This is a genomic window from Nocardia sp. CA-129566, assembly GCF_050956075.1.
Taxonomy (GTDB): Bacteria; Actinomycetota; Actinomycetes; order Mycobacteriales; family Mycobacteriaceae; genus Nocardia.
This window is the reverse complement of the sequence record NZ_CP192085.1, coordinates 5,996,834-6,021,335: the sequence shown is the minus strand read 5'-3', so window position 1 is coordinate 6,021,335 and position 24,502 is coordinate 5,996,834. Positions and strand designations below refer to the sequence as shown.

Here is a 24,502-nt window from a genome sequence, read left to right as displayed (position 1 = left end):
GACGAAACATAGCGGAGTCGGGCGAAACCGTCGGCGAGTCTGCGGCTAGGGAACGCTGACGGTCTCGTCGCAGCTCTCGGGCGGGTCGACCAGTCCGCATTCAACGGGTGCCCGGGTCGGGCGGTAATCGGCGGGCACACCGCCGGACCGGATGATGCCGCGATAGGTGTCGACCGCGTCGGTGGGTTGGCGGGTCAGGGTGGGGTCGGTACGCACATCGACGGTGTAGAGGCCGAAACGTGGTGTGTAGCTTCCCCATTCGTAATTATCGGTGAGGCTCCAATAGTTGTAGCCGACGACATTGATGCCATCGGCCTTGGCGCGCTGGAGCCAGTAGATCGTGTCGCGGAGGTGGTCGGAGCGGGTGTAGCCGTCGGTGCGCGGCTTACCGTCCTCGGTGGGCATGCCGCTCTCCACGACATACAGGGGGCGATCGGGAAATAGCCTCGCGTAGTGGCGCAATGCGTAGTAGATGCCCTCGGTGTGAATGGGGAGTTCCCAGATCGGCGGACCCTCGTTCGAACCGCCCTGCACCGCTTTGCTCGTCTCGGGCACCGGCGCGAAATAGTAGTCGACGCCGATGAAATCGAGCTTGTCCGCGATCCGATCCACGATCGGCTGATTCACCTCGGTCTCGGCACCCGCGACATAGCCGAGATTGCTGGTGACCTGCGCGTCGGGCATCTTGTGGTGGATGGTGTCGTAGATCGCGTTGTGCGCCTGGGCGATTCGGTCCAACATCGCGGGCGCATCATCGGGGGTGATCGCGCCGATGCGCAACTCCGTGCCGATATAGGCGGCTGGCTCGTTGAAGGTGATCCACAGCGGATTGCGAGAAGCGTAGCGGTTCACCACTTTTCGCATATTGACCAGCCAATCCTCGACCATGCCGGGATTGCGCCAGCCGCCGCGGTCGGCGGCCCAGCCGGGATACACCCAGTGGTCCAGGGTGAGCATCGGTCGCATACCGGCGGCGAGAATGCGCGCGATCACATTGTCGTAGAAGCCGAATGCCGCCTCGTCCCAGGTATCGGGTTGCGGCTGCACGCGCGCCCATTCGATGCCGATCCGGTACACCCGCACGCCCAGGCGGGCGGCCAGGTTGATATCGGAGATGTAGCGCCGGTAGAAGTCGACCGAGTTCTCGTAGTCGTCCCCGGCCTTGCCGGAATCGATGTAGCGGGTCCAATTGCTGTCGGGCGCGTGGCCCTCGGATTGGAAGCCGGATGATGCTACGCCCCAGAGGAATTCACGGCCGAACGGCGCGATGGAGGCCTGCGCGCTCGGCATGGCGACACCGGATAGCAGCAGTGCGGTCGCGATCATGGCGAGCGCGACGAGGGCGCGTCGGCGCATCGGTGTTCGCATCGAACTCCTGTCCCCATTCGGCACTGGTCGGTCGTGCGTCACCGGCGCAGCGCCGCCCCGGCCGATGATCTGCCAGCGTAACCATCGGATAGCTGAATCTCGGGCTGCGCGCCGGTGTGTCGCGAATGCGGCCGGAAGTGCATGGAAAAGGCGGGTGAGATGTCGAATCACAACGATTGCTCCCTGTTCGCGCGCGGACAGGGCTGATCCTCAGCTCACCCGTCCACCGATGCGCCGAGTGAGATCGTCTGCGGTGGAGCGCACCTGGGCGGCGAGATCGGCCCAGTCGGCGGCGCAGGGAATTCGCTCGCAGTGGTGTCGCAATGTCACGCTGATGGCCGCGATCGGCCGATGGTCGTGATCGAAGGCCGGATAGGCGACCGAGGCGAATCCGGTGGTGACATGTCCGTCCTCGCTCGCCCAGCCGCGACGGCGCTCGGCGGCCAGAATGCCGCGCAGCGCGGCGAGGCTGGTCGGCCCGCGGTCGGTGCGGCGCACGAAGGCCGCCGCCGACGGGAACAGCGCCCGCACATGGGCGGCGGGCAGATGCGCCAGGATCGCCCGGCCCGATGCGGTGAGCTGCGCGGGCAACCGCACGCCGACATCGGTCACCAGCGTCTCCGGGCGCGGCGGGCGTTCCTTGATCAGATACAGCAATTCGTTGCCGTGCAGGACACCGAGGTGCGCATTGTGCCCGACCCGCACGGCCAGCTCGCGCAGCAACGGCCCGGCCACCCGCTCCAGCGGGTCGTGGCGCAGGTAGGCCGAGCCCAGTTCGAAGGCGGCGATGCCGAGACCGTAGCGACGCTCGGCGGGCAGCCGGGTGACGAAGCGAGCCTGCTCCAGCTCCGCGAGCAGGTGATATGTGGTGGAGCGGGGGATACCCAGCTCGCGCGCGATGGTGGACGCGGCGATCGGCCCCGCCCTGGTCGCCATCAGCTGCAGCACGGCGAGGCCGCGCCGAAGTGCCGGTATATCGCTGCTCGTACCCATGCCTCTTCCTGCGATTGTCTCGGATACCAGACAGAACCTGGCCCAGCCTCATTCTCCACCCGCCTTCGTGGCGGTGGAATGGGCCTATGCCGGAAACCACGCAGTTACCGCCCGTGGAGTTGGACGGGCCGCTGACCGTCGAACGAATCGTGGCCGTCGCCCGCCACGGCGCCGGGGTGCGCTTCAGCGCGGCCGCCGAGAAGCGGCTGACCGCCGCGCGTGAGCATGTCGACGCGCTGGCCGCGGGGACGGTCCCGACCTACGGCGTGTCCACCGGCTTCGGCGCGCTGGCGACCCGGCACATTCCGCCGGAGAGCCGGGCCGCGCTCCAGCGGTCGCTGATCCGCTCGCATGCCGCTGGTGCCGGTGCTGCGGTCGAGACCGAGGTGGTGCGCGCCATGATGGTGTTGCGGCTGCGCACGCTGGCCACCGGACACACCGGAGTCCGGCCCGAGACGGCGATCGCATTGGCCGCGTTGATCAATGCGGGCATTACGCCGGTGGTGCACGAATTCGGCTCGCTCGGCTGCTCCGGTGATCTCGCGCCATTGGCCGCGGTCGCGCTGGCGCTGATGGGGGAGGGAGCGGTCACCGACGCGTCCGGCGAGCTGATACCGGCGGCAGATGCCTTGCGCGCCAAGGGTATCGAGCCGTTGACGCTCGCCGAGAAGGAGGGCCTCGCGCTCACCAACGGCACCGACGGCATGCTCGGCATGCTGGCGCTCGCGATCAACGATCTGGGCGAACTGCTCGATGTCGCCGATATCACCGCCGCCATGAGCGTGGAGGCGCTGCTCGGTACCGACCGGGTGTTCGCCGACGATCTGCAGGCGCTGCGTCCACATCCGGGCCAGGCGCTCTCGGCGCGGCGCATGGCGGCCGCGTTGGCGGGCTCGGATATCGTCGCCAGCCACCGCGGTCCGGACTGCAACCGGGTGCAGGACGCGTATTCGTTGCGCTGTGCACCACAGGTGCACGGTGCCGCCCGCGACACCCTCGCCCACGCCCGAACCGTCGCCGATCGGGAAATGGCCTCGGCGATCGACAATCCCGTGGTACTCGCCGACGGCAGGCTCGAGTCCAATGGCAACTTCCACGGTGCGCCGGTGGCGTATGTTCTCGATTTCCTGGCCATTCCGGTCGCCGATGTCGCGAGCATGGCCGAGCGCCGCACCGATCGAATGCTGGATGTCGCACGCTCACACGGCCTTCCGGCCTTCCTGGCCGCCGATCCGGGGGTCGATTCGGGCCATATGATCGCCCAGTACACGCAGGCGGGCATTGTCAGCGAGCTCAAGCGCCTCGCCATGCCCGCCTCGGTGGATTCGATCCCGAGCAGCGCGATGCAGGAAGACCATGTGTCGATGGGCTGGTCGGCCGCCCGCAAACTGCGCAGGGCCATCGACGGGCTCAGCACCGTGCTCGCCGTCGAATACCTCACGGCCGCACGGGCCTTGGACTTGCGGGCCCCACTGCGGCCCGGGCCCGCCACTGCGGCGGCCCGCGCGCTGCTGCGCACCAAGGTCGACGGTCCGGGACCGGACCGGCACTTGGCACCGGAGATCGCCGCCGCGGCCGAACTCATCCGCTCCGGCGAGCTGCTGGCCGCAGTCGCGCCACACCTCGGCTCCTGACGGGCCTTTCGCTGATATGGAGGGAATTTGATGACACGAACGATTCGGGCGGCACATGGGTCGCGGCTGACGGCCAAGAATTGGCAGGCCGAGGCCGCCATGCGGATGCTGCACAACAACCTCGATCCGGAAGTGGCCGAGCGGCCACAGGACCTGGTGGTGTACGGCGGCACCGGTAAGGCCGCGCGCGATTGGGCCAGCTTCGACGCGATCACGCGCACGCTCACCACGCTCGAGGCCGATGAGACCCTGTTGGTGCAGTCGGGTAAGCCGGTCGGCGTCTTCCGGACACACGAGTGGGCGCCGCGCGTACTGATCGCCAATTCGAATCTCGTTGGTGACTGGGCGAATTGGCCGGAGTTCCGCAGGCTGGAATCGCTGGGGCTCACCATGTACGGGCAGATGACCGCCGGGTCGTGGATCTACATCGGTACCCAGGGCATCCTGCAGGGCACCTACGAGACGTTCGCGGCGGTGGCGGACAAGCGTTTCGGCGGCACCCTCGCCGGAACCCTCACCCTGACAGCGGGATTGGGTGGTATGGGCGGTGCGCAGCCGTTGGCCGTCACCATGAACGGCGGGGTGGCGCTGGTCGTCGAATGTGATCCGGCGCGCGCCGAGCGCCGGGTGCACGACCGCTACCTCGATGAGATCGCCACCGATTTCGACGATGCGCTGCGCCGGGTCTCGAAGGCGCGCAGGGAACGACAGGCGTTGTCGGTCGGGCTGATCGGCAATGCGTCCGAGGTCCTGCCGCGACTGCTCGCGGCCGGTGTCGAGGTCGATATCGTCACCGACCAGACCTCCGCGCACGATCCGCTGGCGTATCTGCCGCGCGGGGTCGCGCTCGAGGACTGGGCCGACTACGCGGCCAAGAAGCCCGACGAATTCACCGACCGTGCCCGCGAATCCATGGCCGATCACGTCGATGCCATGCTCGGCTTCCTCGACGGCGGCGCCGAAGTCTTCGACTACGGCAATTCGCTGCGGGGGGAGGCCCGACTCGGTGGCTGCGAACGGGCCTTCGACTTCCCCGGATTCGTTCCGGCCTACATTCGCCCGCTGTTCTGCGAAGGCAAGGGACCATTCCGCTGGGCGGCGCTGTCCGGCGATCCGGCCGATATCGCCGCGACCGACCGCGCGATGCTGGAACTGTTCCCCGAGAACGAATCCCTGCGCCGCTGGATCAGAATGGCCGGGGAACGCGTTGCCTTCCAAGGTCTTCCGGCCCGCATCTGCTGGCTCGGCTACGGCGAGCGGCATCTGGCCGGTCTGCGCTTCAACGAGATGGTCGCCAGCGGTGAACTGAAGGCGCCGGTGGTCATCGGCCGCGACCACCTCGACTCCGGCAGCGTCGCCTCGCCGTATCGCGAAACCGAGGCAATGGCCGATGGCTCGGACGCGATCGCCGACTGGCCGCTGCTCAACGCGATGGTCAATACCGCCTCCGGCGCCAGTTGGGTCTCGATCCATCACGGCGGCGGCGTCGGCATGGGCCGCTCCATCCACGCCGGACAGGTCTGCGTCGCCGATGGAACGGTGCTGGCCGGACAGAAGATCGAGCGGGTACTCACCAATGACCCCGGTATGGGCGTGATTCGGCACGTGGACGCCGGTTACGACCGCGCCAGCGCGGTCGCCGAGGAGCGTGGCGTGCGAATCCCCATGCGGGAGAACCAGTGACGGCCGTGCGCGGCGCGAACGGCCTGCTCGCCGAAATCGCCGATGTGGGCCGGGATTCGCGACGCGGCGGATACTCCCGGCATGTCTACGACCGCGCCGAACTGCAATTGCGGGACTGGTTCACCGAACAGGCCGCCCGGCGCGGCCTGGATGTGACCACCGACCGCAACGGGAACATCTGGGCATGGTGGGGGACGCCGGGTGCCGGTGCGGTGGTCACCGGAAGCCATGTGGACTCGGTGCCCGGCGGCGGCGCGTTCGACGGCCCGCTCGGCGTGACGAGCGCCCTCGCCGCCGTGGATATCCTGCGCGCCAAGGGTTTCGTGCCCGCGAAACCGCTCGCGCTATTGGTCTTCGCGGAGGAGGAGGGCGGGCGTTTCGGGGTGCCGTGCCTGGGCTCCCGGCTGCTCACCGGTGCCATCGACGCCGACCGCGCCCGGGGACTGCGCGACGCGGCCGGGATCACCTTCGCCGAGGCCGCGGCCGAGGCGGGGCACGACCCGCGGCGATTCGGCGCGGATCCCGATGCGCTGGCGAATATCGGCTGCTTCGTCGAATTGCATGTCGAACAGGGGCGCGGGCTGATCGATCTGGACAGCCCGGTCGCCACCGGCAGCAGCATCATCGCGCACGGGCGCTACCGGTTCTCCTTCACCGGACAGGGCAATCACGCGGGTGCGACCCGCATGCCCGATCGGCACGATCCGATGCTCCCCGCGGCCGCGGTGATCGCGGCCGCCCGCCGCGTTGCCGCCGCCACCGACGATGCCAGGGCCACCGTGGGCAAGCTGATACCGACACCGGGTGGCACCAATGTCATTGCCTCGACGGTGGATCTCTGGCTGGATGCGCGCGTTGCCGGAGACGGACGCACGGCCGCGCTGGTCGAGGATATCGCCGGATTCGCCCGGGAGGCCGCGGCCGCCGAGGGCTGCGCGGTCACCGTGACCGAGGAATCGTATTCCGACGACGTCGTTTTCGACGACGCGCTGCGCGGCCGCATGGACGGCGTGCTGGGCGGTGTCCCTGCGCTGCCCACCGGTGCCGGGCACGATGCGGGCATTCTGGCGGCATATGTGCCCTCGGGCATGCTCTACGTGCGCAATCCGACCGGGATCAGCCATGCGCCGCAGGAGCACTCCGAACCCGCGGATGTGGATTTCGGCGCGGCGAGCCTGGCTCGCGTGCTCGAGGACTTGGCGACATGAGCGTGGTCTGCGAGGCGCGTATGCGCGGGCATTCTGACGGTCACCTGAATCCGATACCCGGGGGTTCGATCCGATGAGCAGCTATTGGGCCGAATTCGCCTGGCTGCCGGACGGATTGGCGGAAAGGGTGACCATCGATGTCACCGGATCGTCGATCCGCTCAGTGGTAGCTGGGACCGAGCCGAGCGGAAAGGTGTTGCGCGGGTTGACCGTTCCCGGTTTCGCGAATGCGCATTCGCACGCCTTCCATCGCGCCCTGCGCGGCCGTACCCACCACGGCCGCGGCTCATTCTGGACCTGGCGGGAACGGATGTACGCCATCGCGGACCGGCTCGATCCGGATTCCTATTACCGGCTCGCGCGCGGGGTGTACGCGGAGATGGTGCTCGCCGGATATACCAGCGTCGGTGAGTTCCACTACCTGCATCACGCGCCGGGCGGGGTGTCGTACCGCGATCCGAATGCCATGAGTACCGCTTTGGCCGCGGCCGCTGCGGACGCCGGAATTCGGCTCACCCTGCTCGACACCTGTTACCTCACCGGTGGATTCGACCGTATGCCGGACGAACACCAGCGCCGCTTCAGTGATGGTGATGCGATGGCATGGGCCGAGCGTGCCGCCGCGTTCAAGCCGGAATCGGAGCTGGTGCGCACCGGTGTGGCCGCGCACTCGGTGCGCGCGGTGCCGCCGCGGGCGCTGGCGGTGGTCGCCGAACAGGCCGACGGCCGGCCGGTGCACGTCCACCTGTCCGAACAGCCCGCGGAGAACAGCGATTGCCTCGCCGCACATGGGCGGACGCCGACCGCATTGCTGGCCGAGGCCGGGTTGCTCGGGCCGGACGCGGTGGCCGTGCACGCCACGCACGTCAGCACCGCCGATATCGGTCTACTCGCCGAAGCGCGGGCGCGGGCCTGTTTCTGCCCGACCACCGAACGCGATCTCGGCGACGGCATCGGACCCGCCCGCGAACTCCTCGATGCCGGAGTTCGCCTGTGCCTCGGCAGCGACAGCCATGCCGTCGTCGACGGCTTCGAGGAATGGCGTGCGCTGGAATTGAACGAACGCCTCGCGGCACGCGCTCGCGGACGCTTCGATATGACGCAGTTGTTCACCGCGGCAACCGATCACGCGTCGATCGGCTGGCCGGAGGTCGGACGCATCGAGGCCGGTGCCGCGGCGGATCTGGTCACCGTCGAGCTCGACTCCATCCGAACCGCGGGCGCCGAACCCGCCGCCGCGCTCTTCGCGGCCACGGCAAGCGATATCCGCGAGGTGCTGGTGGCCGGGCGGGAGGTGGTCTCGGACGGCCGCCATCTGCTGATGGCGCACCCCGAAATCACACTGCGCGACGAGATCCGGGCCCTGTATGCGCCGTGAGGTCATTGTCCACCGACGGAAAGGAAACCGTGTCCACCCTCATCACGGGAATCGGTGAGCTCACCACCAACGCACCGGACGGCCCGTTGCACAATGCCGCCGTGGTGATCGACAGTGAGCACTTCGGCTGGATCGGTGCGGCAGCCGCCGCGCCCGCCGCCGATCGCAAGGTCGATATCGGCGGCCGTGCGGCGCTACCGGGCTGGGTGGACAGTCACACCCACCTGGTCTTCGCCGGTGACCGCACCGCCGAATTCGAGGCCAGAATGGCCGGTCGGCCGTATCGGGCCGGTGGCATCGCGACCACCGTCGCCGCCACCAGAAGTGCCTCGGACGAACAGCTTTCGGCCAATCTGCGGCGCCATGTCACCGAGGCCTACCGGCAGGGCACGACGTGCCTGGAGACCAAGACCGGATACGGCCTGAGCGTGCTCGATGAGGAGCGCGCGGCCCGCATCGCCGCCGCCACCGTCGATGAGGTGACCTATCTCGGCGCACATCTGGTCCCGCCCGATGCCGATGCGCGATCCTATGTCGAGCTGGTCTGCGGTCCGATGCTCGATGCGGTCGCACCACATGTGCGCTGGGCCGACGTCTTCTGCGAGACAGGCGCTTTCGATGAGGATCAGTCCGATCGCGTGCTGCGCGCCGCCGCCGCGCGCGGTCTCGGCCTGCGCGTCCACGGCAACCAGCTGGGCACCGGCCCCGGCGTGCAGTTGGCGGTTCGCCATGGTGCCGCCAGCGTCGACCACTGCACCCACCTCACCGATGCCGATATCGAGGCACTCGCCGCCTCGGACACCGTCGCCACCGTGCTGCCCGCCTGCGATCTGTCCACCCGCCAGCCGCTCGCCCCCGCCCGCGCACTGCTCGACGCGGGCGCGACCGTCGCCCTTGCCACCAATGCCAATCCGGGCAGCTCCTACACCACCTCGATGGCCTACTGCGTGGCCACCGCCGTACTCCAAATGGGTCTGTCGGTGGCCGAAGCGGTGTACGCGGCGACAGCGGCGGGCGCGAAGGCCCTGCGCCGCAATGACGTCGGTGTCATTCGGGTCGGTGCGCGCGCCGATCTCCAGGTGCTCGATGCGCCCTCGGCCACGCACCTGGCCTACCGGCCCGGCGTCCCGCTCACTCGCGCGGTATGGCGACTCGGCGCGCGGGTCCCGGCTGCCGTTGCCGAACTGCCGGATATCGCAGGGTGATTCGCATCGAGCCGAGGGTTCGTACCTACCTTGTTTCGGCCGGCGACCGCAGCGCCGAATCCACGAGCGTGCTGGCGGTGCGGGCACAGACATCCACGGCCGCATCGGGCGCGAGTCCGCGCACATCGATCAGCACGATGAACGCCTCCCAGCCGACCACCACGGCAATGCTCGAAACCAGATCGTCGAACTGCCGCTGGGAGATTCGCTCACACAGGGGTTCGAGCGCCCACTCGATCCAGCGCACCCGGTGCATCCCAGGGCGCGGGGCGTGCGCTGCCGGCGGGTCGGCGGACAGCTTCACCAGCCGCCGACCCATCGGTAGTAGTTCGGTGATCTCGGCTCCCATCGCCCGTACCAGTTCGGCGATGCGCACGCGCGGGTCCGCCGAGTGGATATGTGCCAGCGCCGCATCGGTATTCGCGCTGAGCAGCGCGATGGTCGCATCGAGCATCAGCTGGTCGAGGGTGGGGAAGTGCAGGTAGACAGTGCGCCGGGAGACCTCGGCCGCGGCGGCGATGTCATTGACCGACGGTTCGATGCCGCGGTGCAACAGGGTCATGGAGGCGTCGACGATGGCCTTGCGGGTGCGTCGGCGTTGGGCGACGCGGCCCGGGGTGAGTTGGGCGGTTTCGTCGACCTGAGCGGTATCGCGGAGCCGAGTGGTATCGCTGAGCTGGGTGGTATCGCTGAGCTGGGTGGTATCGCTGACACGGGCTCGGTGCTCGGTCATTCGCTGCTGGTCCTCCATTGTCATCTCGACAGGGCGCACTGTCGGCTTGACGGGGCGCGCTCGGCCAAACCTATACTAGGTTGCACTTATTGCACTGGAGTGCATTTAGGTTCGGGAGGAACTAAATGACTATCGGGGATCTTGGATTTGCGCTGCCCGCGTTCGTCGTGGGCACGGGTTCGGTATCGGTACGGGAGCAGGTGTTATGAGCCGCCGGGCGGCGCGGGCACCGGGCTGCGATACCCACGATATGGTGCTGGTGCACCGGGTCTTCCGTCGCGAATTCGGTTTGCTGGCAGACATTGTCGAGGTCACCTCGCCCAATGATGTCGAGCAGGTGGCGCGGATCAGTGAACATGCTCGCGAGATGCTCACCGCCCTGCATCACCACCATGGTTGCGAGGATGAGCTGGTGTGGCCGAGATTGCTTTCGGCACAGGTGGATTCGGTGCTGGTCGAATGCATGGCGGCCCAGCACGACGAGATCGACACGGTAGCGCGGCGCATCGATGCCGAACTGGCCGAATGGGAACACCAGGGCGGAACCGAGACAGTGGATCTGCTCGTCGACGACCTGCGCCGACTCCATGCGGTGCTGATCGAACATCTTCGCCTGGAAGAGGATTCGGTACTGCCGATCGTGGCCGAGACACTGACCGAGTCGCAATGGGCCGAATTCGGCAAGCGCGCTCTGGCCTCCCTGCCGAAGGGGCGGGCGCTGATCTTTCTCGGTCATATCGCCGAGGAGGCCGACGGGCGCGAATGGGCGGAATTCCTGAGCCGCGTCCCGGTTCCGATCCGGTTGCGGTACCGCCTGTTCGGCCGTCGCAACCATGCCAGGGAGACCGCATTGCTGCGCCGGGATCTGGCCTCGATCGGCAAGGTCGTGAAATAGCGCGGCTCACCGGGCCGGGAAGCGGATGATGCGATCATCACCGGCACGGACGTCACCGCGGCCGTCCGTGTTGGAGGTGGTCAACCACAGGGCGCCATCGGGGGCGATCGCCACCGTGCGCAGGCGACCGAGGTCGGGTATGCGCGCCTGCGGCGTGCCGAGTGTGCCGTCGTGCAAGGGGACCGTCCACAGTCGTTCGCCGCGCAGCGCCGCGACGTAGAGGGTGTCGCCGGAGATGGCGATGCCCGACGGTGAAGCTTCGGCGGGCTTCCACACGATCTGCGGGTCGGTGAATCCGCGATCCGCGCCGCCCATCCCCTCGACGGCGGGCCAGCCGTAGTTGCGGCCCGGTTCGATGAGATTGATTTCATCGAAGGCGTCCTGGCCGAATTCGGCGGCAAAGAGTCGGCCCGCGGAATCCCAGGCCAGACCCTGCACATTGCGGTGGCCCAGGCTGTAGACCGGTGAGCCGGGTGTCGGATTACCCGGTGCCGCAGCGCCATCGGGTGTCAGGCGCAGGATCTTGCCATTGGGGCTGGCCGGATCCTGCGATCTACCGCCGTCGCCCGCATCACCGGTTCCGACGTAGAGCATGCCGTCGGGTCCGAATGCGATCCGGCCGCCATCATGCTTATCGGCCTTCGCGATACCGTCGAAGATGACCTCCGGTTGTCCGTCGAGCCGCAACCGCACGATCCGGTTGTCGTCGGCGGCGGTGAAATAGGCATAGACATAGCGTGTTTCGGCATAGTCACGGGCAACCGCCAGCCCGAGCAGACCACCCTCGCCGCGCGCGACGACACCGGGCACCTCGTACACCTGCTCCGGCGCGCGCCCGGGACGCACGCGCAGAATCCGCCCGCTATCCCGCTCCGCGACCAGCGCGTCACCATCGGGCAGGAATGCCAGCCCCCACGGCACGTCGATATCGCCGACGATCTCCTCTCCCGCATCCAGATCCGGTACACCCGATGGCGTACTAGGCGCGGTACTGGTGACCGCCGCCGTCGCCCGATCGGGCTGGGCTTCGGAACCGTCGGCGCAGCCCGCGACGACGCCCACCACGAACAATGCGGCGGCGACGGCCCGTCGAGCACCTGTGATCCCCATGTTTGTGCCTCCGATCTGCGCTTGCGGTCGGTCACCAGCGGGGGTGCACATCGATCTTGCCCGGTCCCCGCTCACTGATGTCGAGATGGGGCTCCGATGCGGCGCGCTAGGCTCGACAGCGGGCCGGCCGTGGGAGGGAAAGATCAATGCAGATCGCCATCGTCGTCTATCCGGGCATGACCGCGCTCGACGTGATCGGGCCCTATGAGGTGCTTCGACTACTGCCCGGCGCAAGGCTGCGATTCGTCTGGCACGAGCCGGGTCCGATCACCACCGACAGCGGCGTCCTGGTGCTCGGGGCTACGCACTCCTTCGCTGAGACACCATCTCCCGATATCGTTCTCATCGGCGGTTCGGGCCCGGCGACGGCGACCACGGCCGCCGACGAACGACTGCTCGCCTGGCTACGGCAGGTGCACGAGACCTCGACCTGGACCACATCGGTGTGCACCGGCTCGGTGATCCTCGCCGCCGCCGGGATCCTGAAAGACAAGCCGGCGACATCGCACTGGCTCGGGCTATCGGCGTTGAAAGCGCTCGGCGCGCAGCCACGCGGCGCGGAGCGGATCGTGCGCGACGGCAAGATCGTGACCGCCGCGGGCGTCTCGGCCGGTATCGATCTCGGCCTGTGGCTGGCGGGGGAGATCGCGGGCAAGGAGGCGGCCGAAGCGATCCAGTTGATGATCGAATACGATCCGCAGCCGCCCTTCGACAGCGGGCATATGAGCAAGGCGAGTTCGGCCGTGCGGCGCAAGGTCACCGCGATGTTCGGTCGCGAGGGCGCCGATCTGCTCACCGCCGATCCGCGCGCCGTCGTCCGGGAGGTGAGCGCCATCGCCAAACTGTCGTGGACAACGGCGATCGACCGCGCCCGCGCCCGTCGTCGACTGGGCAAGCGTTAGTTACTGCCCGCCACCAGCACAGCCACCAGGGCGATCGCGCCGGGCAGAGCCTGTACGAACAGGATTCGACGGCTCGCGGTCGCCGCACCGTAGATCCCGGCGATGACAACGCATGCGGTGAAGAAGATCATCGCGGCGAATCCGACCGGGTCCGACGCGATAATGCCCCAGATCAGCCCGGCCGCCAGGAAACCGTTGTAGAGGCCCTGATTAGCGGCCAATACCTTGGTCTGCTCGGCGAATTCGGCGGTGCTGCCGAAGGCCGCGCGCACCCGCGGCGTCGTCCACAGGAACATCTCCATGACCAGGATGTAGATGTGCACCAATGCCACCAGGCCGACGAGTACCTCGGCTACCACGCGCATGAGCTGATCCCTTCACGCAGAATTTGTCGTCCACAGGATGATCGATCGCGGACCGGTGCGTCGGAAGGCGCGCCAAGGCGATCCCGTCGGTCACTAGCTCTTGTGCAGGGTCCCGGTGACATTTCCGAGGATCCCGCTGAAGCCGCCGCTGAAGCTGTAGCTCACCGAACCGTCCGATTGCAAGACGACCTTCGAGATCGACCCTTCATCCATACAGCCGCTCGCACCGCCGGACAGCCGCGCCACGAAAGAGATCTCGCTATCGGAGGCATTGGTCAGTCGTTCGGCGCGCTCACAGCGACTACCCGAGGCCTGGCCGGTATTCGACGAGCTCGCGATCTCTTCGCCGACCTTCCCGTCACGGATGGTCAACTCGATATCGAAGGTGGCGAGCGCATCCCTGGCCGTCCCGGTCCATTTGCCGACGAACGCTTTCGGCACCGATGTGCCCGCAGTTGGTGTGCTCGAGACCTCCGTGGTCGAGGGGGTCGCGCTGGTGGTCGTATCGGAGGTGGTGCTGACCGTCGCGGAACGATTCGCGGTAGCGGAGTCGGAGGAGTTGCCTTTGAACTGCGTGCCGATGACGAAGGCACCGACCGCGGCCACGACACCGACCACAACGGCGGCGACGATCAGCGCGGTACGGCGAGCATGACGCTTCGGTTGTGCAGCAGGGTGATTCGGATGCTGGCCGGGCGGCTGCGGCCCGACGGCGTAGGCGGGTCGCGGCCCGGACCGGTCGTAGGCCGGAGGGTACGGCGCGTACACATTCGATCCACCCGTCGGGCCGGCATGCCAAGCCACCGTTTCGGCGGCCGCGCCCTGCCCCGCCCGCACGGGTCCGGAATTCGTCGGCGGTGCCGGTGTGTGCGGCCCCGAATTCGATTGCGGCACAGGTCGGGACAGCATCGGCGCCGACCGTGACGGATCCGGCGCGGGTTGTGCGAATCCGACCTGCGGCATCTCGACCGACTCCAGATCGAGCAGCGCCACCGCCCGCCTGCTCACCTCCTCGAGCACCGGCGCGGGCAGCCAGCCGCCGCGTTCCGGCACACCGAGTTCGGCCAGCTGATCCAATAGCTGCTGCGGTGTCGGACGCGCGGCGACGTCCTTGTTCAGACATGCCGCGACGAGCGGGCGCAATCGCTGCGGCACCGCCGCCAAGCGCGGCTCCTCGTACACCACCCGATACAGCATCTGCACCGTCTCGCCGGAGCCGAATGGCCCCTGCCCGGTCGCCGCGTAGACGAGGACGCCGCCGAGTGCGAATACATCGCCTTCGGGTCCCATCGCCGGGCCCACCACCTGTTCCGGACACATGAATCCCGGTGAGCCGATGACATTCCCGGTGGTCGTGAGCGCGCTGTCCTCGGCGGCCCTGGCGATGCCGAAGTCGATCACCTTGGGCCCGTCCACCGCCAACAGCACATTCGACGGTTTCAGATCGCGATGCACGATTCCGGCACCGTGCACGGCGATCAATGCCTCGGCCAGTCCGTGTGCGAGCACCAGCAGCGTCTTCTCGCTGAATGTGCCGAACTGCTCGACCGCGTCGGTCAACGAGAACCCGGCGACATATCCGGTCGCCAGCCACGGCGGCGTCGCGTCCACATCCGCGTCGAGCACCTGTGCGGTGAATTTGCCGCCGACCCGCCGCGCCGCGGTGACCTCGCGCCGGAATCGCTCCCGGTACTCGTCGCCGATCAGATCCGGCCGGATCACCTTCACCGCGACCGTGCGGCCACCCGCGCTGCGCCCGAGGTACACCCGCCCCATCCCGCCCGCGCCGAGTAGGCCGAGCAGTCGATAGTCCCCGATCCGCGGTGGATCGTCTGTGCCGAGCGGTCGCATCGCGAAATGGGGTCCTCTCACATGACGTCGAACAGGCACAGGCTACCCATGGCCGTGCTCGGTGTCCGCATGCACCGAGCCTCGACCAAGTTATCGAGCGGCGGCAGCCCCCACGTTCCCCGGCACGCGATCTAGCCGTGCGCGGCCGGAACCGGCGCCGGAGCGTCCCGCCGCACCTGCCGTGCCAGCAGATACGCGGCGATGACGGCCGGAATGTTCATCAGCACCCCGTACACCGCGGGCGGCACCGCCATCTGCGAATTGTGCAGCACGCTCGAGGCGACCGCGATGGCCAAGGCGCCGTTGTGGATGCCGATCTCCATCGCCGAGGCGATCGCCTGATCGGCCTGCACCTGGAATACCCGCGGCACGGTGTAGCCGATGATGAAGCTCAGCGTCGAGAGCAGCAGGCTGAGGGTGGCGAGTTTGCCGATGTTCTGGGTCAGCGTGTGGAATTCGCGCCCGACCGCCGCCACCACGACCAGAGCGAGCACCACCGCCGAGACGATCTTGACGTTCTTGCGCATCCGGTCCGCCCATGCGGTGAACCGGCGATGCACCCACATCCCGAGCGCGACCGGGACCAGCACGATCGCGAAGACCTGGATGAACTTGTCCGGCCGCAGCCCGATCGTGGCATCGTCGGCCATGAACAGGGTGAAGGCCAGCGTGACCACCAGCGGCAGGGTGAAGACCGCGAGAATCGAATTGATCGCGGTCAGCGTGATATTCAATGCCACATTGCCGCCGGCGATATGGCTGAACAGATTCGCCGACGGACCGCCGGGGGATGCGACGAGCAACATCACTCCCACGGCCAGCGCACCCTCGAGCCGGAACAGGTAGACCAGGCCGAGGCAGATGGCGGGCAGCACCACCATCTGACACACCAGCGCGATCACCGCCGCCTTGGGATAGCGCAGCACCCGCGCGAAGTCGTCGACGGTCAAGGTCAACCCGAGTCCGAACATCACCAGCGCCAGGGCCAGCGGTAGGAACACGGCGAAAATCGTTGAACCCATTCAGATCTCCTCATCAGGACTCGGTCGGGTACCGACGTTATCGACTCACCGGCGGCGCGGCGACCCCAGCAATGGGAGCCCGGCCTGGGCGGGCCGCCGGATTCGACGATGCGATGATGGGTGCGCTGCGCGATCGAGACACCCGTCGGACCTGAAGGGCTTTCCCTGGATGCAGACCTATCGGCTCGTATTGCTCACCCTCGGTACCGGACTCGCCGGTGTGACCGCCTGCGGATCGGGCGATAGCGGCCCCGCGACCGTCTCCGGCGCGACCACTGCGGTCGCCACCGCATCGACTGCCGCGCCGACGGCGAAATGCGGGCTGGACCTGGCCGCACCGGTGATCCAGTCCGCGATCGCGACCCTGCCCGCGGAGCCGATCACGAAGGCGCCGTGGTCCACCGATCCGGCGAGTTTCGTCGGCACATTCGATCCCTGCGTCACATTGTCGGCCGTGATCATCACCGTGCGGGGTGCGACGGGCAGCTCACCGGAGCAGGTGCTGCTGTTCCACAAGGGTGACTTCGTCGGGACGGCGACGCGAGACAGTCACGGGTTCACCGCATTGGATCCCGGCCGGACGACCGATGACACCGTCGGCATGACCTACAAGACGCCCGGCAGCTGCAATGCCTGTCCGGACGCCACCATTACGCCGGTCCAATTCCATTGGGATGGAAAGCAAGTCCAGACGATCGGGACGCCACCGAAATAGCCGTTCCGGCCGCCGGTCACCCTCGGCGGAATATCCGGTCCACGGCGGTAGTCAGCTCGGCGGCCGGATCGTCGGGCAGGGTCGGCCTGCGCCAGGCGATGATCTGATCGGGACGCACGAGGAGCGCGCCGCCAGCGGAGAGGCCAACGGTGTCGGTCCAATCCTGGTCCAGCTCATGGACTTCCAGCGGCAGTTGCTCGGCGGCGGCCTTCCAGGCGGTGCCATCGGGTCCGATGAGCAGGACGCAGGCCATTTCGACGAGGTCGAGCGTGGAGCGACCGTCGGACAGCCAGTGATGGGGTACGCGGGTGCCGGGTTGGCCGGTCAGATCGAGGTGGGTCATGGTGTTCGCGCTGCCGTCATCGATGATCGCGCCCGCGTGATAGCGATTGCCGAGGATCATCGCGATCGGGTCGGCGAGCGGTGTGGCGTCCCTGGATTCACGATTCATGGTGCGCAAGTTGGCGGTTCGGATGCTCGACTGGTCGGCGATATACCAGCCGACCGGGCGGCGTTCCTCGTGATAGGTATCCAGCAAGGCCGGGTCTTCGCCACGCAGCACGGCCGCCAGCTTCCAGGCGAGGTTGTGTGCGTCCTCGATGCCGGTATTGGCACCGGCGGCGGCGAAGGGTGGCATGACATGGGCGGCGTCACCGGCCAGGAAGATTCGGTCCGCCCGGTAGCGCTCGGCAACGAACATCCCCGGCTCCCAAGGCAATACGCTCAGCACATCGATGGCGATATCGGGAACGCCGATGGCTGTCCGCAATACGCTCGGCCATTGGTCGACGGGACGGTCGATGCCATCAGTGGTGGTGAAGATCCACCGGTGTGACCCATCGATCGAGGCGAAAGCCCCGGGTGCGTCGGTGTTCTCGATCTGACAGAGGTTGAATTCGCGTCCGCGCACCAGCTCCGACAGATCGGCGCGAAAGTAGACATTGACGGCCCGTCCGAGCGTGCCGCGACCGTCACGCGGGATGCCGAGCCGTTCGCGGATCGGGCTCGACGCGCCGTCGGCCGCGATCAGATAGTCCGCGCGCAGCCGTTCTGCCGTGCCGTCGGCGGCGCGGATCGTGGCCACGATGGCGTCGGATTCGGTTGCGAAGTCGCAGAGTTCGACGCCGAACCGCACGTCGCAGCCGCGGGCGACGGCGATGCGGCGCAGCACCGGCTCCAGCAGATCCTGGGCGCACAGGCAGGCGGTGGCCGGGGTGATGGTCGACCAGTCGGGGACACCGCCGGGCAGGGTGAAGGGGATGCGGGTGGCCTGCGCGAGCGTCGGCCCGGCCGCGAAGTGCTGGTACTCCGCGAGGTCGCGGGCGGCGTCCAGGACTTCGTCGGCAATGCCGAGCTGGCGGAACAGCTCCATGGTGCGGATATTGATGCGCCGGGCCTTGGGCTGCGGTGAGGTGGTCGGCCTGCGCTCGACCAGCACTGTTGCCACGCCCTGCTGGCGCAGGAACAGTGCGGCCGAGAGCCCGACCAGCCCACCGCCGACAATCAGAACACGAGGTGCGTGTACGTTGTACATCATGTGTACGTTGTACACGAATGGTTGAATGCCCGGCAAGGAGGTGGCATGAACGAAGAGTCGTCACCGCCCGGACCGTTGATCTGGTCGCTGCCGGAACCGCCGGGGCGACCGACCACGACATTGAGCCGGGCGAACATCCTGCGCGCGGCGCTGACGGTGGCCGATGCCGAGGGCGCCCGCGCGCTGACCATGCGCCGGATCGCCACGGCGGTCGGTGCGTCGACGCCGATGTCGCTGTATCGCTACGTCGGCAGCAAGGATGGCCTGGTCGACCTGATGATCGATGCCGTCTACGGTGAGATTCCACTGCCCGCAAAGCCGACGGGGCCGTGGCGCACGGCGCTCGAAGAGCTCGCGCTGGCCACCTGGTCGGTGATCCAGCGTCACCTCTGGTTCGGCGAACTCGTGCACACTCGCCCGCCGCTCGGGCCGAATGCGCTGCGCTACTTCGACTTCCGCTTCGCTCTACTCGAGCCGCTGCCCATCTCGGCCGACGATATGACTCTGATCACCGCCGCCGTCGACGGCCACCTCATCGGCGCCGCACTGCAACTCGCCGAAGAGAACCGCATGCGCACCCGTTCCGGCCTGCACACCGACGATGAACTGGCCGCCGCCGCGCAACCCATCCTGGCGCCGATCCTCGCCGAGGGCCGCCACCCCGCCTTCGCCCGCTGGTTCGCCGCCCGCACCACCACCGGCGGCACCGATCCCGTCCAATGGACCCTGACCTGCCTGCTCGACGGCATCGCGGACCGCATGGGCTTGCGGAAATAGCCGTCAATCCGATCACCCCGGACAGCCTGCTGACCGTCGAGCCGGGAAAGCCGGTCACGCTGGATATCGCGGTCATCCCGACCCAGGCCGTGCTGGCACCCGAGCACCGGCTGCGCGTGGACATCTTCGCCGCGAACGCGCCGAAGGCCGTGGCTTTTCGGCCGATGCTCAACGCCACCGAATTCGAAACGCAATACCTGCGACTCGATCCGGACACCCGGGGCTTCATCAACCTGCCGACGAACCGGCCCATCGGCTGACCCGCGATCCGGACCGTCATCGGAACACACCATGGGGCGGTCGCGCCCTGCGTCCGGCCAGCAGAACTCGAAACCCGGCCCGGCAGTGGGGCTTTCGAATTGGTGGAAATGTGTGGCGAGACTTGACTCGAACGGGATGGCGGAGTTATTCTATAAACGGGAAGCAATTCGGCGGGGTTTTGTCATGGGCTGAGAAATCTTGATTTCACACTCGACATTCAGTGGGTACGAGTGTAATTTTGGACGTTGCGCTGGTTGCCTCCCGTCCACCTCATGAACCAATCGTTGTAAACATCATCCGTTGCGGGTGGTGTTTCCTCGTGTGGTGCGCGAGTTTCGTTCGGGTACGCATCCGGGGCGAAATTCGTCAGTGGACAAGCGATGGCCGCGGGTTGCCGCGATCCGCGTGAGGGGAAGGACGCACCTTGTCAGTATCGAGCCGGACGGTCGCCGACAAAGACCAGGTAGTTGCCGGTGTGCCCGGCGCTCCGAAGCGGATTTCCTTCGCCAAGATCCGGGAACCGCTCGAAGTGCCCGGCCTGCTGGATGTGCAAATCGATTCGTTCGCATGGTTGATCGGTAACCCCGAATGGAAGGCCAGCGCCGCCGCTCGTGGCGAGCAGATCCCGACCGGCGGACTGGAGGAAATTCTCGAGGAGCTCTCGCCGATCGAGGACTTCTCCGGGTCGATGTCCCTGTCTTTCTCGGATCCTCGTTTCGAGGAGGTCAAGGCCTCCATCGACGAGTGCAAAGACAAGGATATGACCTACGCGGCGCCGTTGTTCGTGACCGCTGAGTTCATCAACAACAACACCGGTGAGATCAAGAGTCAGACGGTCTTCATGGGTGATTTCCCGATGATGACCGAAAAGGGCACGTTCATCATCAACGGCACCGAGCGCGTCGTGGTGTCGCAGCTGGTGCGTTCGCCGGGTGTGTACTTCGACCACTCCGTCGACAAGGGCACCGAGAAGGACCTGCACAGTGTCCGGGTCATCCCGTCGCGTGGTGCTTGGCTGGAGTTCGATGTCGACAAGCGCGACACCGTCGGTGTGCGCATCGACCGCAAGCGCCGCCAGCCCGTGACGGTCTTCCTCAAGGCGCTCGGCTGGAGCACCGAACAGATCACCCAGCGTTTCGGCTTCTCCGAGATCATGATGTCGACCCTGGAGAAGGACAATACGGTCGGCACCGATGACGCACTGCTCGATATCTTCCGCAAGCTGCGTCCGGGCGAGCCGCCGACCAAGGAGTCGGCACAGGCGCTATTGGAGAACCTGTTCTTCAAGGACAAGCGCTACGACCTGGCGCGCGTCGGTCGCTACAAGATGAACAAGAAGCTCGGCATCGACTCCGGCACGGCGCTGGTGCTGTCCGAGGAAGATCTGGTCGCGATCATCGAGTACCTGGTTCGCCTGCACGCGGGCGATAAGACCATGACGGCGCCCGGCGGCGTTGAGGTTCCGGTCGAGGTCGACGATATCGACCATTTCGGCAACCGGCGCACGCGAGCCGTCGGCGAGCTGATCCAGAACCAGATCCGGGTCGGCTTCTCGCGCATGGAGCGGGTGGTTCGCGAGCGGATGACCACCCAGGACGTCGAGGCGATCACACCGCAGACCCTGATCAATATCCGCCCGGTCACCGCGGCGATCCGGGAGTTCTTCGGAACCTCGCAGCTGTCGCAGTTCATGGACCAGAACAACCCGCTGTCGGGCTTGACGCACAAGCGTCGTCTCTCGGCGCTGGGGCCGGGTGGTCTGTCCCGTGAGCGCGCCAGCCTCGAACTGCGCGATGTGCACCACAGCCACTACGGCCGGATGTGCCCGATCGAGACCCCGGAAGGCCCGAATATCGGCCTGATCGGCTATCTCTCGGTATACGCGCGGGTCAACCCGTTCGGTTTCATCGAGACGCCGTACCGCAAGGTGGTCGACGGCGTGGTCACCGATGAGGTCGAGTACCTGACCGCCGATGAGGAGGAACGGTATGTGCGTGCACAGGCCAACTCGCAACTCGACGCGGACGGGAATTTCCTGGAGGACAAGATCCTGGCACGACGCCATGGCGAAGATATCGAATTCGTCCCCCCGGACGAGGTCGACTACATGGATGTCTCACCGCGCCAGATGGTTTCGGTCGCGACCGCGATGATTCCGTTCCTCGAGCACGACGACGCCAACCGCGCCCTCATGGGTGCGAACATGCAGCGTCAGGCCGTTCCGCTGATCCGTTCGGAGTCCCCGATCGTGGGTACCGGGATGGAGCTGCGTGCGGCCGTCGATGCGGGCGATGTGGTCGTCAGCGCGAAAGCCGGTGTGGTCGAGGAGGTTTCGGCCGATTACATCACCGTGATGGCCGATGACGGCAGCCGCAAGAGCTACCGGTTGCGTAAATTCGCCCGCTCGAATCAGGGCAACTGTGTCAATCAGCGCCCGATCGTCGATGAGGGGCAAGCCGTGGCGGCCGGTCAGGTCCTTGCCGACGGGCCCTGTACCGATAACGGTGAGATGGCCCTCGGCAAGAACCTGCTCGTGGCGATCATGCCGTGGGAAGGCCACAACTACGAGGACGCGATCATCCTGTCGCAGCGCCTCGTCGAGGAAGATGTGCTCACCTCGATCCACATCGAGGAGCACGAAACCGACGCCCGCGATACCAAACTCGGTGCGGAGGAGATCACCCGAGACATCCCCAATATCTCCGACGAGGTGCTCGCCGATCTCGACGAGCGCGGCATTGTCAGGGTCGGTGCCGAGGTCCGCCATGGCGATATCCTGGTCGGCAAGGTCACCCCGAAGGGTGAGACCGAGCTGACGCCGGAGGAGCGGCTGCTGCGCGCGATCTTCGGTGAGAAGGCGCGCGAGGTGCGCGACACCTCGCTGAAAGTGCCGCACGGCCAATCGGGCAAAGTCATCGGCATTCGGGTGTTCTCGCGCGAGGACGACGACGATCTGCCTCCCGGCGTCAACGAGCTGGTGCGCGTGTACGTGGCCCAACAGCGCAAGATCCAGGACGGCGATAAGCTCGCCGGTCGCCACGGCAACAAGGGTGTTATCGGCAAGATCCTCCCGACCGAGGACATGCCGTTCATGCCGGATGGCACCCCGGTGGACATCATCCTGAACACCCACGGTGTGCCGCGCCGGATGAACATCGGCCAGATCTTGGAGACCCACCTCGGATGGATCGGCAAGGCGGGCTGGGAAATTCAGGGCACACCGGAGTGGGCGGCGTCACTGCCCGACGAGATGTGGGCGGCCCCGGCGAACAGCAATATCGCGACACCGGTATTCGACGGTGCCCGTGAAGAGGAACTGACCGGTCTGCTCGGTTGCACGCTGCCCAACCGCGACGGCGAGGTCATGGTCGGTGCGGACGGGAAGGCGACGCTGTTCGACGGCCGTTCCGGTGAGCCGTTCCCGTACCCGGTTGCGGTGGGCTACATGTACATCCTGAAGCTGCACCACCTGGTCGACGACAAGATCCACGCCCGTTCGACCGGTCCGTACTCGATGATCACCCAGCAACCGCTCGGTGGTAAGGCACAGTTCGGTGGTCAGCGCTTCGGTGAAATGGAGTGCTGGGCCATGCAGGCCTACGGCGCGGCCTACACGCTGCAGGAACTGCTCACCATCAAATCCGACGACATCGCTGGCCGCGTCAAGGTGTACGAGGCGATCGTCAAGGGCGAGAACATTCCGGAGCCGGGCATCCCGGAATCGTTCAAGGTGCTCCTCAAGGAACTCCAGTCACTGTGCCTCAATGTCGAGGTGCTCTCCGCCGAAGGCGCCGCGATCGAAATGCGCGACGCCGAAGACGATGAGATCGATCGGGCGGCCGCGAATCTGGGAATCAACCTGTCCCGCACCGAATCTGCCACGGTGGACGATCTATAGCTGCGACATCACCTCGGCCGCAATGAGTTCCAGGTGGGCCAGGTCGTCGAGGTCGAGGATCTGGAGGTAGATGCGGGAGGCGCCGATCTCGGCGTAGCGGGCGATCTTGTCGACCACTTCGGCAGGAGAGCCCGCGAGCCCGTTGGTCTTCAGTTCGTCGACCTCGCGGCCGATGGCGGCGGCGCGGCGGGCCACCTCGGCGTCGGAGGCGCCGACACAGGCCACCAGGGCATTGGAGTAGATCAGATCGTCGGGGCGGCGGCCGCGGGCCGCGACGGCGGCGCGGACGCGGTCGAATTGGCGGGCGCTGTCCTCGACGGAGCCGAAGGGCATATTGAATTCGGTCGCGTAGGTGGCCGCCAGGCGCGGGGTACGGGTGCCGCCGTGCCCACCGATCAGGATCGGCACCGGATCCTGCACCGGCTTCGGCAGCGCGGGGGAGTCGGTGAGCCGGTAATGCTGACCGTCGAAGGTGAATTTATCGCCGACCTTGCTCGCCCACAGTCCGGTGATGATCGCGAGCTGTTCTTCGAACCTGGCGAATTTATCGTCGGGGAACGGGATGCCATAGGCGGTGTGTTCATCGGCGAACCAGCCGCTGCCGAGGCCGAGTTCGACTCGGCCGCCCGACATTTGATCGACCTGGGCGACCTGGATGGCCAACGGTCCGGGCAGCCGGAAGGTCGCGGCGGTGACCAGGGTGCCGAGCCGGATGCGCTCGGTCTCCCTGGCCAGTCCGGCCAGCGTGATCCAGGCGTCGGTCGGGCCGGGCAGGCCGTCGGCGCCGCCCATGGCCAGATAGTGGTCTGAGCGGAAGAACGCGTCGAATCCCAGATCCTCGGTGGCCCTGGCGACGGTGAGCAGCGTGTCGTAACTGGCACCCTGCTGTGGTTCGGTGAAGATGCGTAGCTCCATGCCCACCATGGTGCCCGAAATTGATCTTGTAGATGGTCCGTGCGTGCGCCAC

20 protein-coding genes are annotated in these 24,502 nt (G+C 66.9%); 11 read left to right on the top strand and 9 right to left on the bottom strand.

Annotation, left to right across the window (positions count from 1 at the left end; genetic code table 11):
* Nucleotides 1-45: 45 nt before the first annotated feature.
* Nucleotides 46-1,368 carry a family 1 glycosylhydrolase gene (locus ACQP0C_RS26170; protein ID WP_433724039.1) on the bottom strand — a complete coding sequence of 441 codons (1,323 nt, stop codon included), beginning with the start codon at nt 1,366-1,368 and terminating at the stop codon, nt 46-48.
* Between the two features lie 210 nt (nt 1,369-1,578).
* A complete protein-coding gene (locus tag ACQP0C_RS26165) occupies nt 1,579-2,361 on the bottom strand; it encodes an IclR family transcriptional regulator (protein ID WP_433724037.1) in 783 nt (260 codons plus the stop codon).
* 86 nt (nt 2,362-2,447) lie between these two features.
* On the opposite strand from ACQP0C_RS26165, the gene hutH reads away from it, so the two are divergent.
* The 5 genes from hutH (at nt 2,448) to hutI (ending at nt 9,469) form a co-directional block, all read left to right on the top strand.
* Nucleotides 2,448-3,995, top strand: coding sequence for a histidine ammonia-lyase (gene hutH / locus ACQP0C_RS26160; RefSeq protein WP_433724035.1), 1,548 nt, complete (start codon nt 2,448-2,450; stop codon nt 3,993-3,995).
* A gap of 30 nt (nt 3,996-4,025) precedes the next feature.
* Nucleotides 4,026-5,678, top strand: a complete 1,653-nt coding sequence (gene hutU / locus ACQP0C_RS26155; protein WP_433724033.1) for a urocanate hydratase — start codon at nt 4,026-4,028, stop codon at nt 5,676-5,678.
* Complete coding sequence (locus ACQP0C_RS26150; protein WP_433724031.1) at nt 5,675-6,886, top strand: allantoate amidohydrolase; 1,212 nt, start codon at nt 5,675-5,677, stop codon at nt 6,884-6,886. Before hutU ends, ACQP0C_RS26150 begins: the two co-directional genes overlap by 4 nt.
* Before the next feature lie 73 nt (nt 6,887-6,959).
* Complete coding sequence (locus ACQP0C_RS26145) at nt 6,960-8,264, top strand: formimidoylglutamate deiminase (protein ID WP_433724030.1); 1,305 nt, start codon at nt 6,960-6,962, stop codon at nt 8,262-8,264.
* 29 nt (nt 8,265-8,293) lie between these two features.
* On the top strand, nt 8,294-9,469 hold the full coding sequence (gene hutI, locus ACQP0C_RS26140) for an imidazolonepropionase (protein ID WP_433724028.1): 1,176 nt from the start codon (nt 8,294-8,296) through the stop codon (nt 9,467-9,469).
* A 25-nt stretch (nt 9,470-9,494) separates the two neighbouring features.
* On the opposite strand, the gene ACQP0C_RS26135 is transcribed toward hutI, so the two are convergent.
* Nucleotides 9,495-10,202: a TetR/AcrR family transcriptional regulator gene (locus tag ACQP0C_RS26135; protein WP_433724026.1), complete on the bottom strand. Its 708-nt coding sequence runs from the start codon at nt 10,200-10,202 to the stop codon at nt 9,495-9,497.
* Between the two features lie 205 nt (nt 10,203-10,407).
* Between ACQP0C_RS26135 and ACQP0C_RS26130 the strand changes: the two genes are divergently transcribed.
* Complete coding sequence (locus tag ACQP0C_RS26130) at nt 10,408-11,097, top strand: hemerythrin domain-containing protein (protein WP_433724024.1); 690 nt, start codon at nt 10,408-10,410, stop codon at nt 11,095-11,097.
* 6 nt (nt 11,098-11,103) lie between these two features.
* Here ACQP0C_RS26130 and ACQP0C_RS26125 read toward each other — a convergent pair whose 3' ends face one another.
* On the bottom strand, nt 11,104-12,207 hold the full coding sequence (locus ACQP0C_RS26125; protein ID WP_433724022.1) for a PQQ-dependent sugar dehydrogenase: 1,104 nt from the start codon (nt 12,205-12,207) through the stop codon (nt 11,104-11,106).
* A 146-nt stretch (nt 12,208-12,353) separates the two neighbouring features.
* Between ACQP0C_RS26125 and ACQP0C_RS26120 the strand changes: the two genes are divergently transcribed.
* Nucleotides 12,354-13,109 carry a DJ-1/PfpI family protein gene (locus tag ACQP0C_RS26120; protein ID WP_433724020.1) on the top strand — a complete coding sequence of 252 codons (756 nt, stop codon included), beginning with the start codon at nt 12,354-12,356 and terminating at the stop codon, nt 13,107-13,109.
* Here the strand turns inward: ACQP0C_RS26120 and ACQP0C_RS26115 are convergent.
* The 3 genes from ACQP0C_RS26115 to ACQP0C_RS26105 all read right to left on the bottom strand — a co-directional run bounded on the left by ACQP0C_RS26115 (nt 13,106) and on the right by ACQP0C_RS26105 (nt 16,347).
* Nucleotides 13,106-13,474: a DUF1304 domain-containing protein gene (locus ACQP0C_RS26115; RefSeq protein ID WP_433724018.1), complete on the bottom strand. Its 369-nt coding sequence runs from the start codon at nt 13,472-13,474 to the stop codon at nt 13,106-13,108. The genes ACQP0C_RS26120 and ACQP0C_RS26115 overlap by 4 nt on opposite strands.
* 93 nt (nt 13,475-13,567) lie before the next feature.
* The gene (locus ACQP0C_RS26110) at nt 13,568-15,325 is read right to left on the bottom strand and encodes a protein kinase domain-containing protein (protein ID WP_433724016.1); all 1,758 of its coding nucleotides are present in this window, start codon (nt 15,323-15,325) and stop codon (nt 13,568-13,570) included.
* 131 nt (nt 15,326-15,456) lie between these two features.
* Nucleotides 15,457-16,347 (bottom strand): bile acid:sodium symporter family protein, encoded by an 891-nt coding sequence (locus ACQP0C_RS26105; protein WP_433724014.1) that lies wholly within the window; start codon nt 16,345-16,347, stop codon nt 15,457-15,459.
* A gap of 169 nt (nt 16,348-16,516) precedes the next feature.
* Here ACQP0C_RS26105 and ACQP0C_RS26100 point away from each other — a divergent pair, with 169 nt between their 5' ends.
* Nucleotides 16,517-17,062, top strand: a complete 546-nt coding sequence (locus ACQP0C_RS26100) for an LppP/LprE family lipoprotein (protein WP_433724012.1) — start codon at nt 16,517-16,519, stop codon at nt 17,060-17,062.
* Between the two features lie 16 nt (nt 17,063-17,078).
* Here the strand turns inward: ACQP0C_RS26100 and ACQP0C_RS26095 are convergent, their stop codons facing one another.
* On the bottom strand, nt 17,079-18,599 hold the full coding sequence (locus tag ACQP0C_RS26095; RefSeq protein ID WP_433724010.1) for an FAD-dependent monooxygenase: 1,521 nt from the start codon (nt 18,597-18,599) through the stop codon (nt 17,079-17,081).
* 45 nt (nt 18,600-18,644) lie between these two features.
* Here ACQP0C_RS26095 and ACQP0C_RS26090 point away from each other — a divergent pair, with 45 nt between their 5' ends.
* The 3 genes from ACQP0C_RS26090 (at nt 18,645) to ACQP0C_RS26080 (ending at nt 23,535) form a co-directional block, all read left to right on the top strand.
* On the top strand, nt 18,645-19,376 hold the full coding sequence (locus ACQP0C_RS26090) for a TetR/AcrR family transcriptional regulator (RefSeq protein ID WP_433724009.1): 732 nt from the start codon (nt 18,645-18,647) through the stop codon (nt 19,374-19,376).
* On the top strand, nt 19,319-19,636 hold the full coding sequence (locus ACQP0C_RS26085; protein ID WP_433724007.1) for a CocE/NonD family hydrolase C-terminal non-catalytic domain-containing protein: 318 nt from the start codon (nt 19,319-19,321) through the stop codon (nt 19,634-19,636). The genes ACQP0C_RS26090 and ACQP0C_RS26085 overlap by 58 nt, the downstream gene beginning before the upstream one ends.
* 425 nt (nt 19,637-20,061) lie before the next feature.
* Entirely contained in the window at nt 20,062-23,535 is a 3,474-nt protein-coding gene (locus ACQP0C_RS26080; RefSeq protein ID WP_433724005.1) for a DNA-directed RNA polymerase subunit beta, read from the top strand.
* Here the strand turns inward: ACQP0C_RS26080 and ACQP0C_RS26075 are convergent.
* Nucleotides 23,530-24,450, bottom strand: coding sequence for an LLM class F420-dependent oxidoreductase (locus ACQP0C_RS26075; protein WP_433724003.1), 921 nt, complete (start codon nt 24,448-24,450; stop codon nt 23,530-23,532). The genes ACQP0C_RS26080 and ACQP0C_RS26075 overlap by 6 nt on opposite strands.
* Between the last annotated feature and the right edge of the window lie 52 nt (nt 24,451-24,502).

Bases quoted from the DNA above. Each gene is read 5' to 3' on its own strand.
- ACQP0C_RS26110 (WP_433724016.1), bottom strand. From the start codon at position 15,325: ATGCGACCGCTCGGCACAGACGATCCACCGCGGATCGGGGACTATCGA.
- ACQP0C_RS26165 (WP_433724037.1), bottom strand. From the start codon at position 2,361: ATGGGTACGAGCAGCGATATACCGGCACTTCGGCGCGGCCTCGCCGTG.
- ACQP0C_RS26090 (WP_433724009.1), top strand. From the start codon at position 18,645: ATGAACGAAGAGTCGTCACCGCCCGGACCGTTGATCTGGTCGCTGCCG.
- ACQP0C_RS26130 (WP_433724024.1), top strand. From the start codon at position 10,408: ATGAGCCGCCGGGCGGCGCGGGCACCGGGCTGCGATACCCACGATATG.
- ACQP0C_RS26125 (WP_433724022.1), bottom strand. From the start codon at position 12,207: ATGGGGATCACAGGTGCTCGACGGGCCGTCGCCGCCGCATTGTTCGTG.
- ACQP0C_RS26120 (WP_433724020.1), top strand. From the start codon at position 12,354: ATGCAGATCGCCATCGTCGTCTATCCGGGCATGACCGCGCTCGACGTG.
- ACQP0C_RS26105 (WP_433724014.1), bottom strand. From the start codon at position 16,347: ATGGGTTCAACGATTTTCGCCGTGTTCCTACCGCTGGCCCTGGCGCTG.
- ACQP0C_RS26170 (WP_433724039.1), bottom strand. From the start codon at position 1,368: ATGCGAACACCGATGCGCCGACGCGCCCTCGTCGCGCTCGCCATGATC.
- ACQP0C_RS26135 (WP_433724026.1), bottom strand. From the start codon at position 10,202: ATGACCGAGCACCGAGCCCGTGTCAGCGATACCACCCAGCTCAGCGAT.
- hutH (WP_433724035.1), top strand. From the start codon at position 2,448: ATGCCGGAAACCACGCAGTTACCGCCCGTGGAGTTGGACGGGCCGCTG.
- ACQP0C_RS26100 (WP_433724012.1), top strand. From the start codon at position 16,517: ATGCAGACCTATCGGCTCGTATTGCTCACCCTCGGTACCGGACTCGCC.
- ACQP0C_RS26145 (WP_433724030.1), top strand. From the start codon at position 6,960: ATGAGCAGCTATTGGGCCGAATTCGCCTGGCTGCCGGACGGATTGGCG.
- ACQP0C_RS26085 (WP_433724007.1), top strand. From the start codon at position 19,319: ATGGACCCTGACCTGCCTGCTCGACGGCATCGCGGACCGCATGGGCTT.
- ACQP0C_RS26095 (WP_433724010.1), bottom strand. From the start codon at position 18,599: ATGATGTACAACGTACACGCACCTCGTGTTCTGATTGTCGGCGGTGGG.
- ACQP0C_RS26075 (WP_433724003.1), bottom strand. From the start codon at position 24,450: ATGGAGCTACGCATCTTCACCGAACCACAGCAGGGTGCCAGTTACGAC.
- hutU (WP_433724033.1), top strand. From the start codon at position 4,026: ATGACACGAACGATTCGGGCGGCACATGGGTCGCGGCTGACGGCCAAG.
- ACQP0C_RS26115 (WP_433724018.1), bottom strand. From the start codon at position 13,474: ATGCGCGTGGTAGCCGAGGTACTCGTCGGCCTGGTGGCATTGGTGCAC.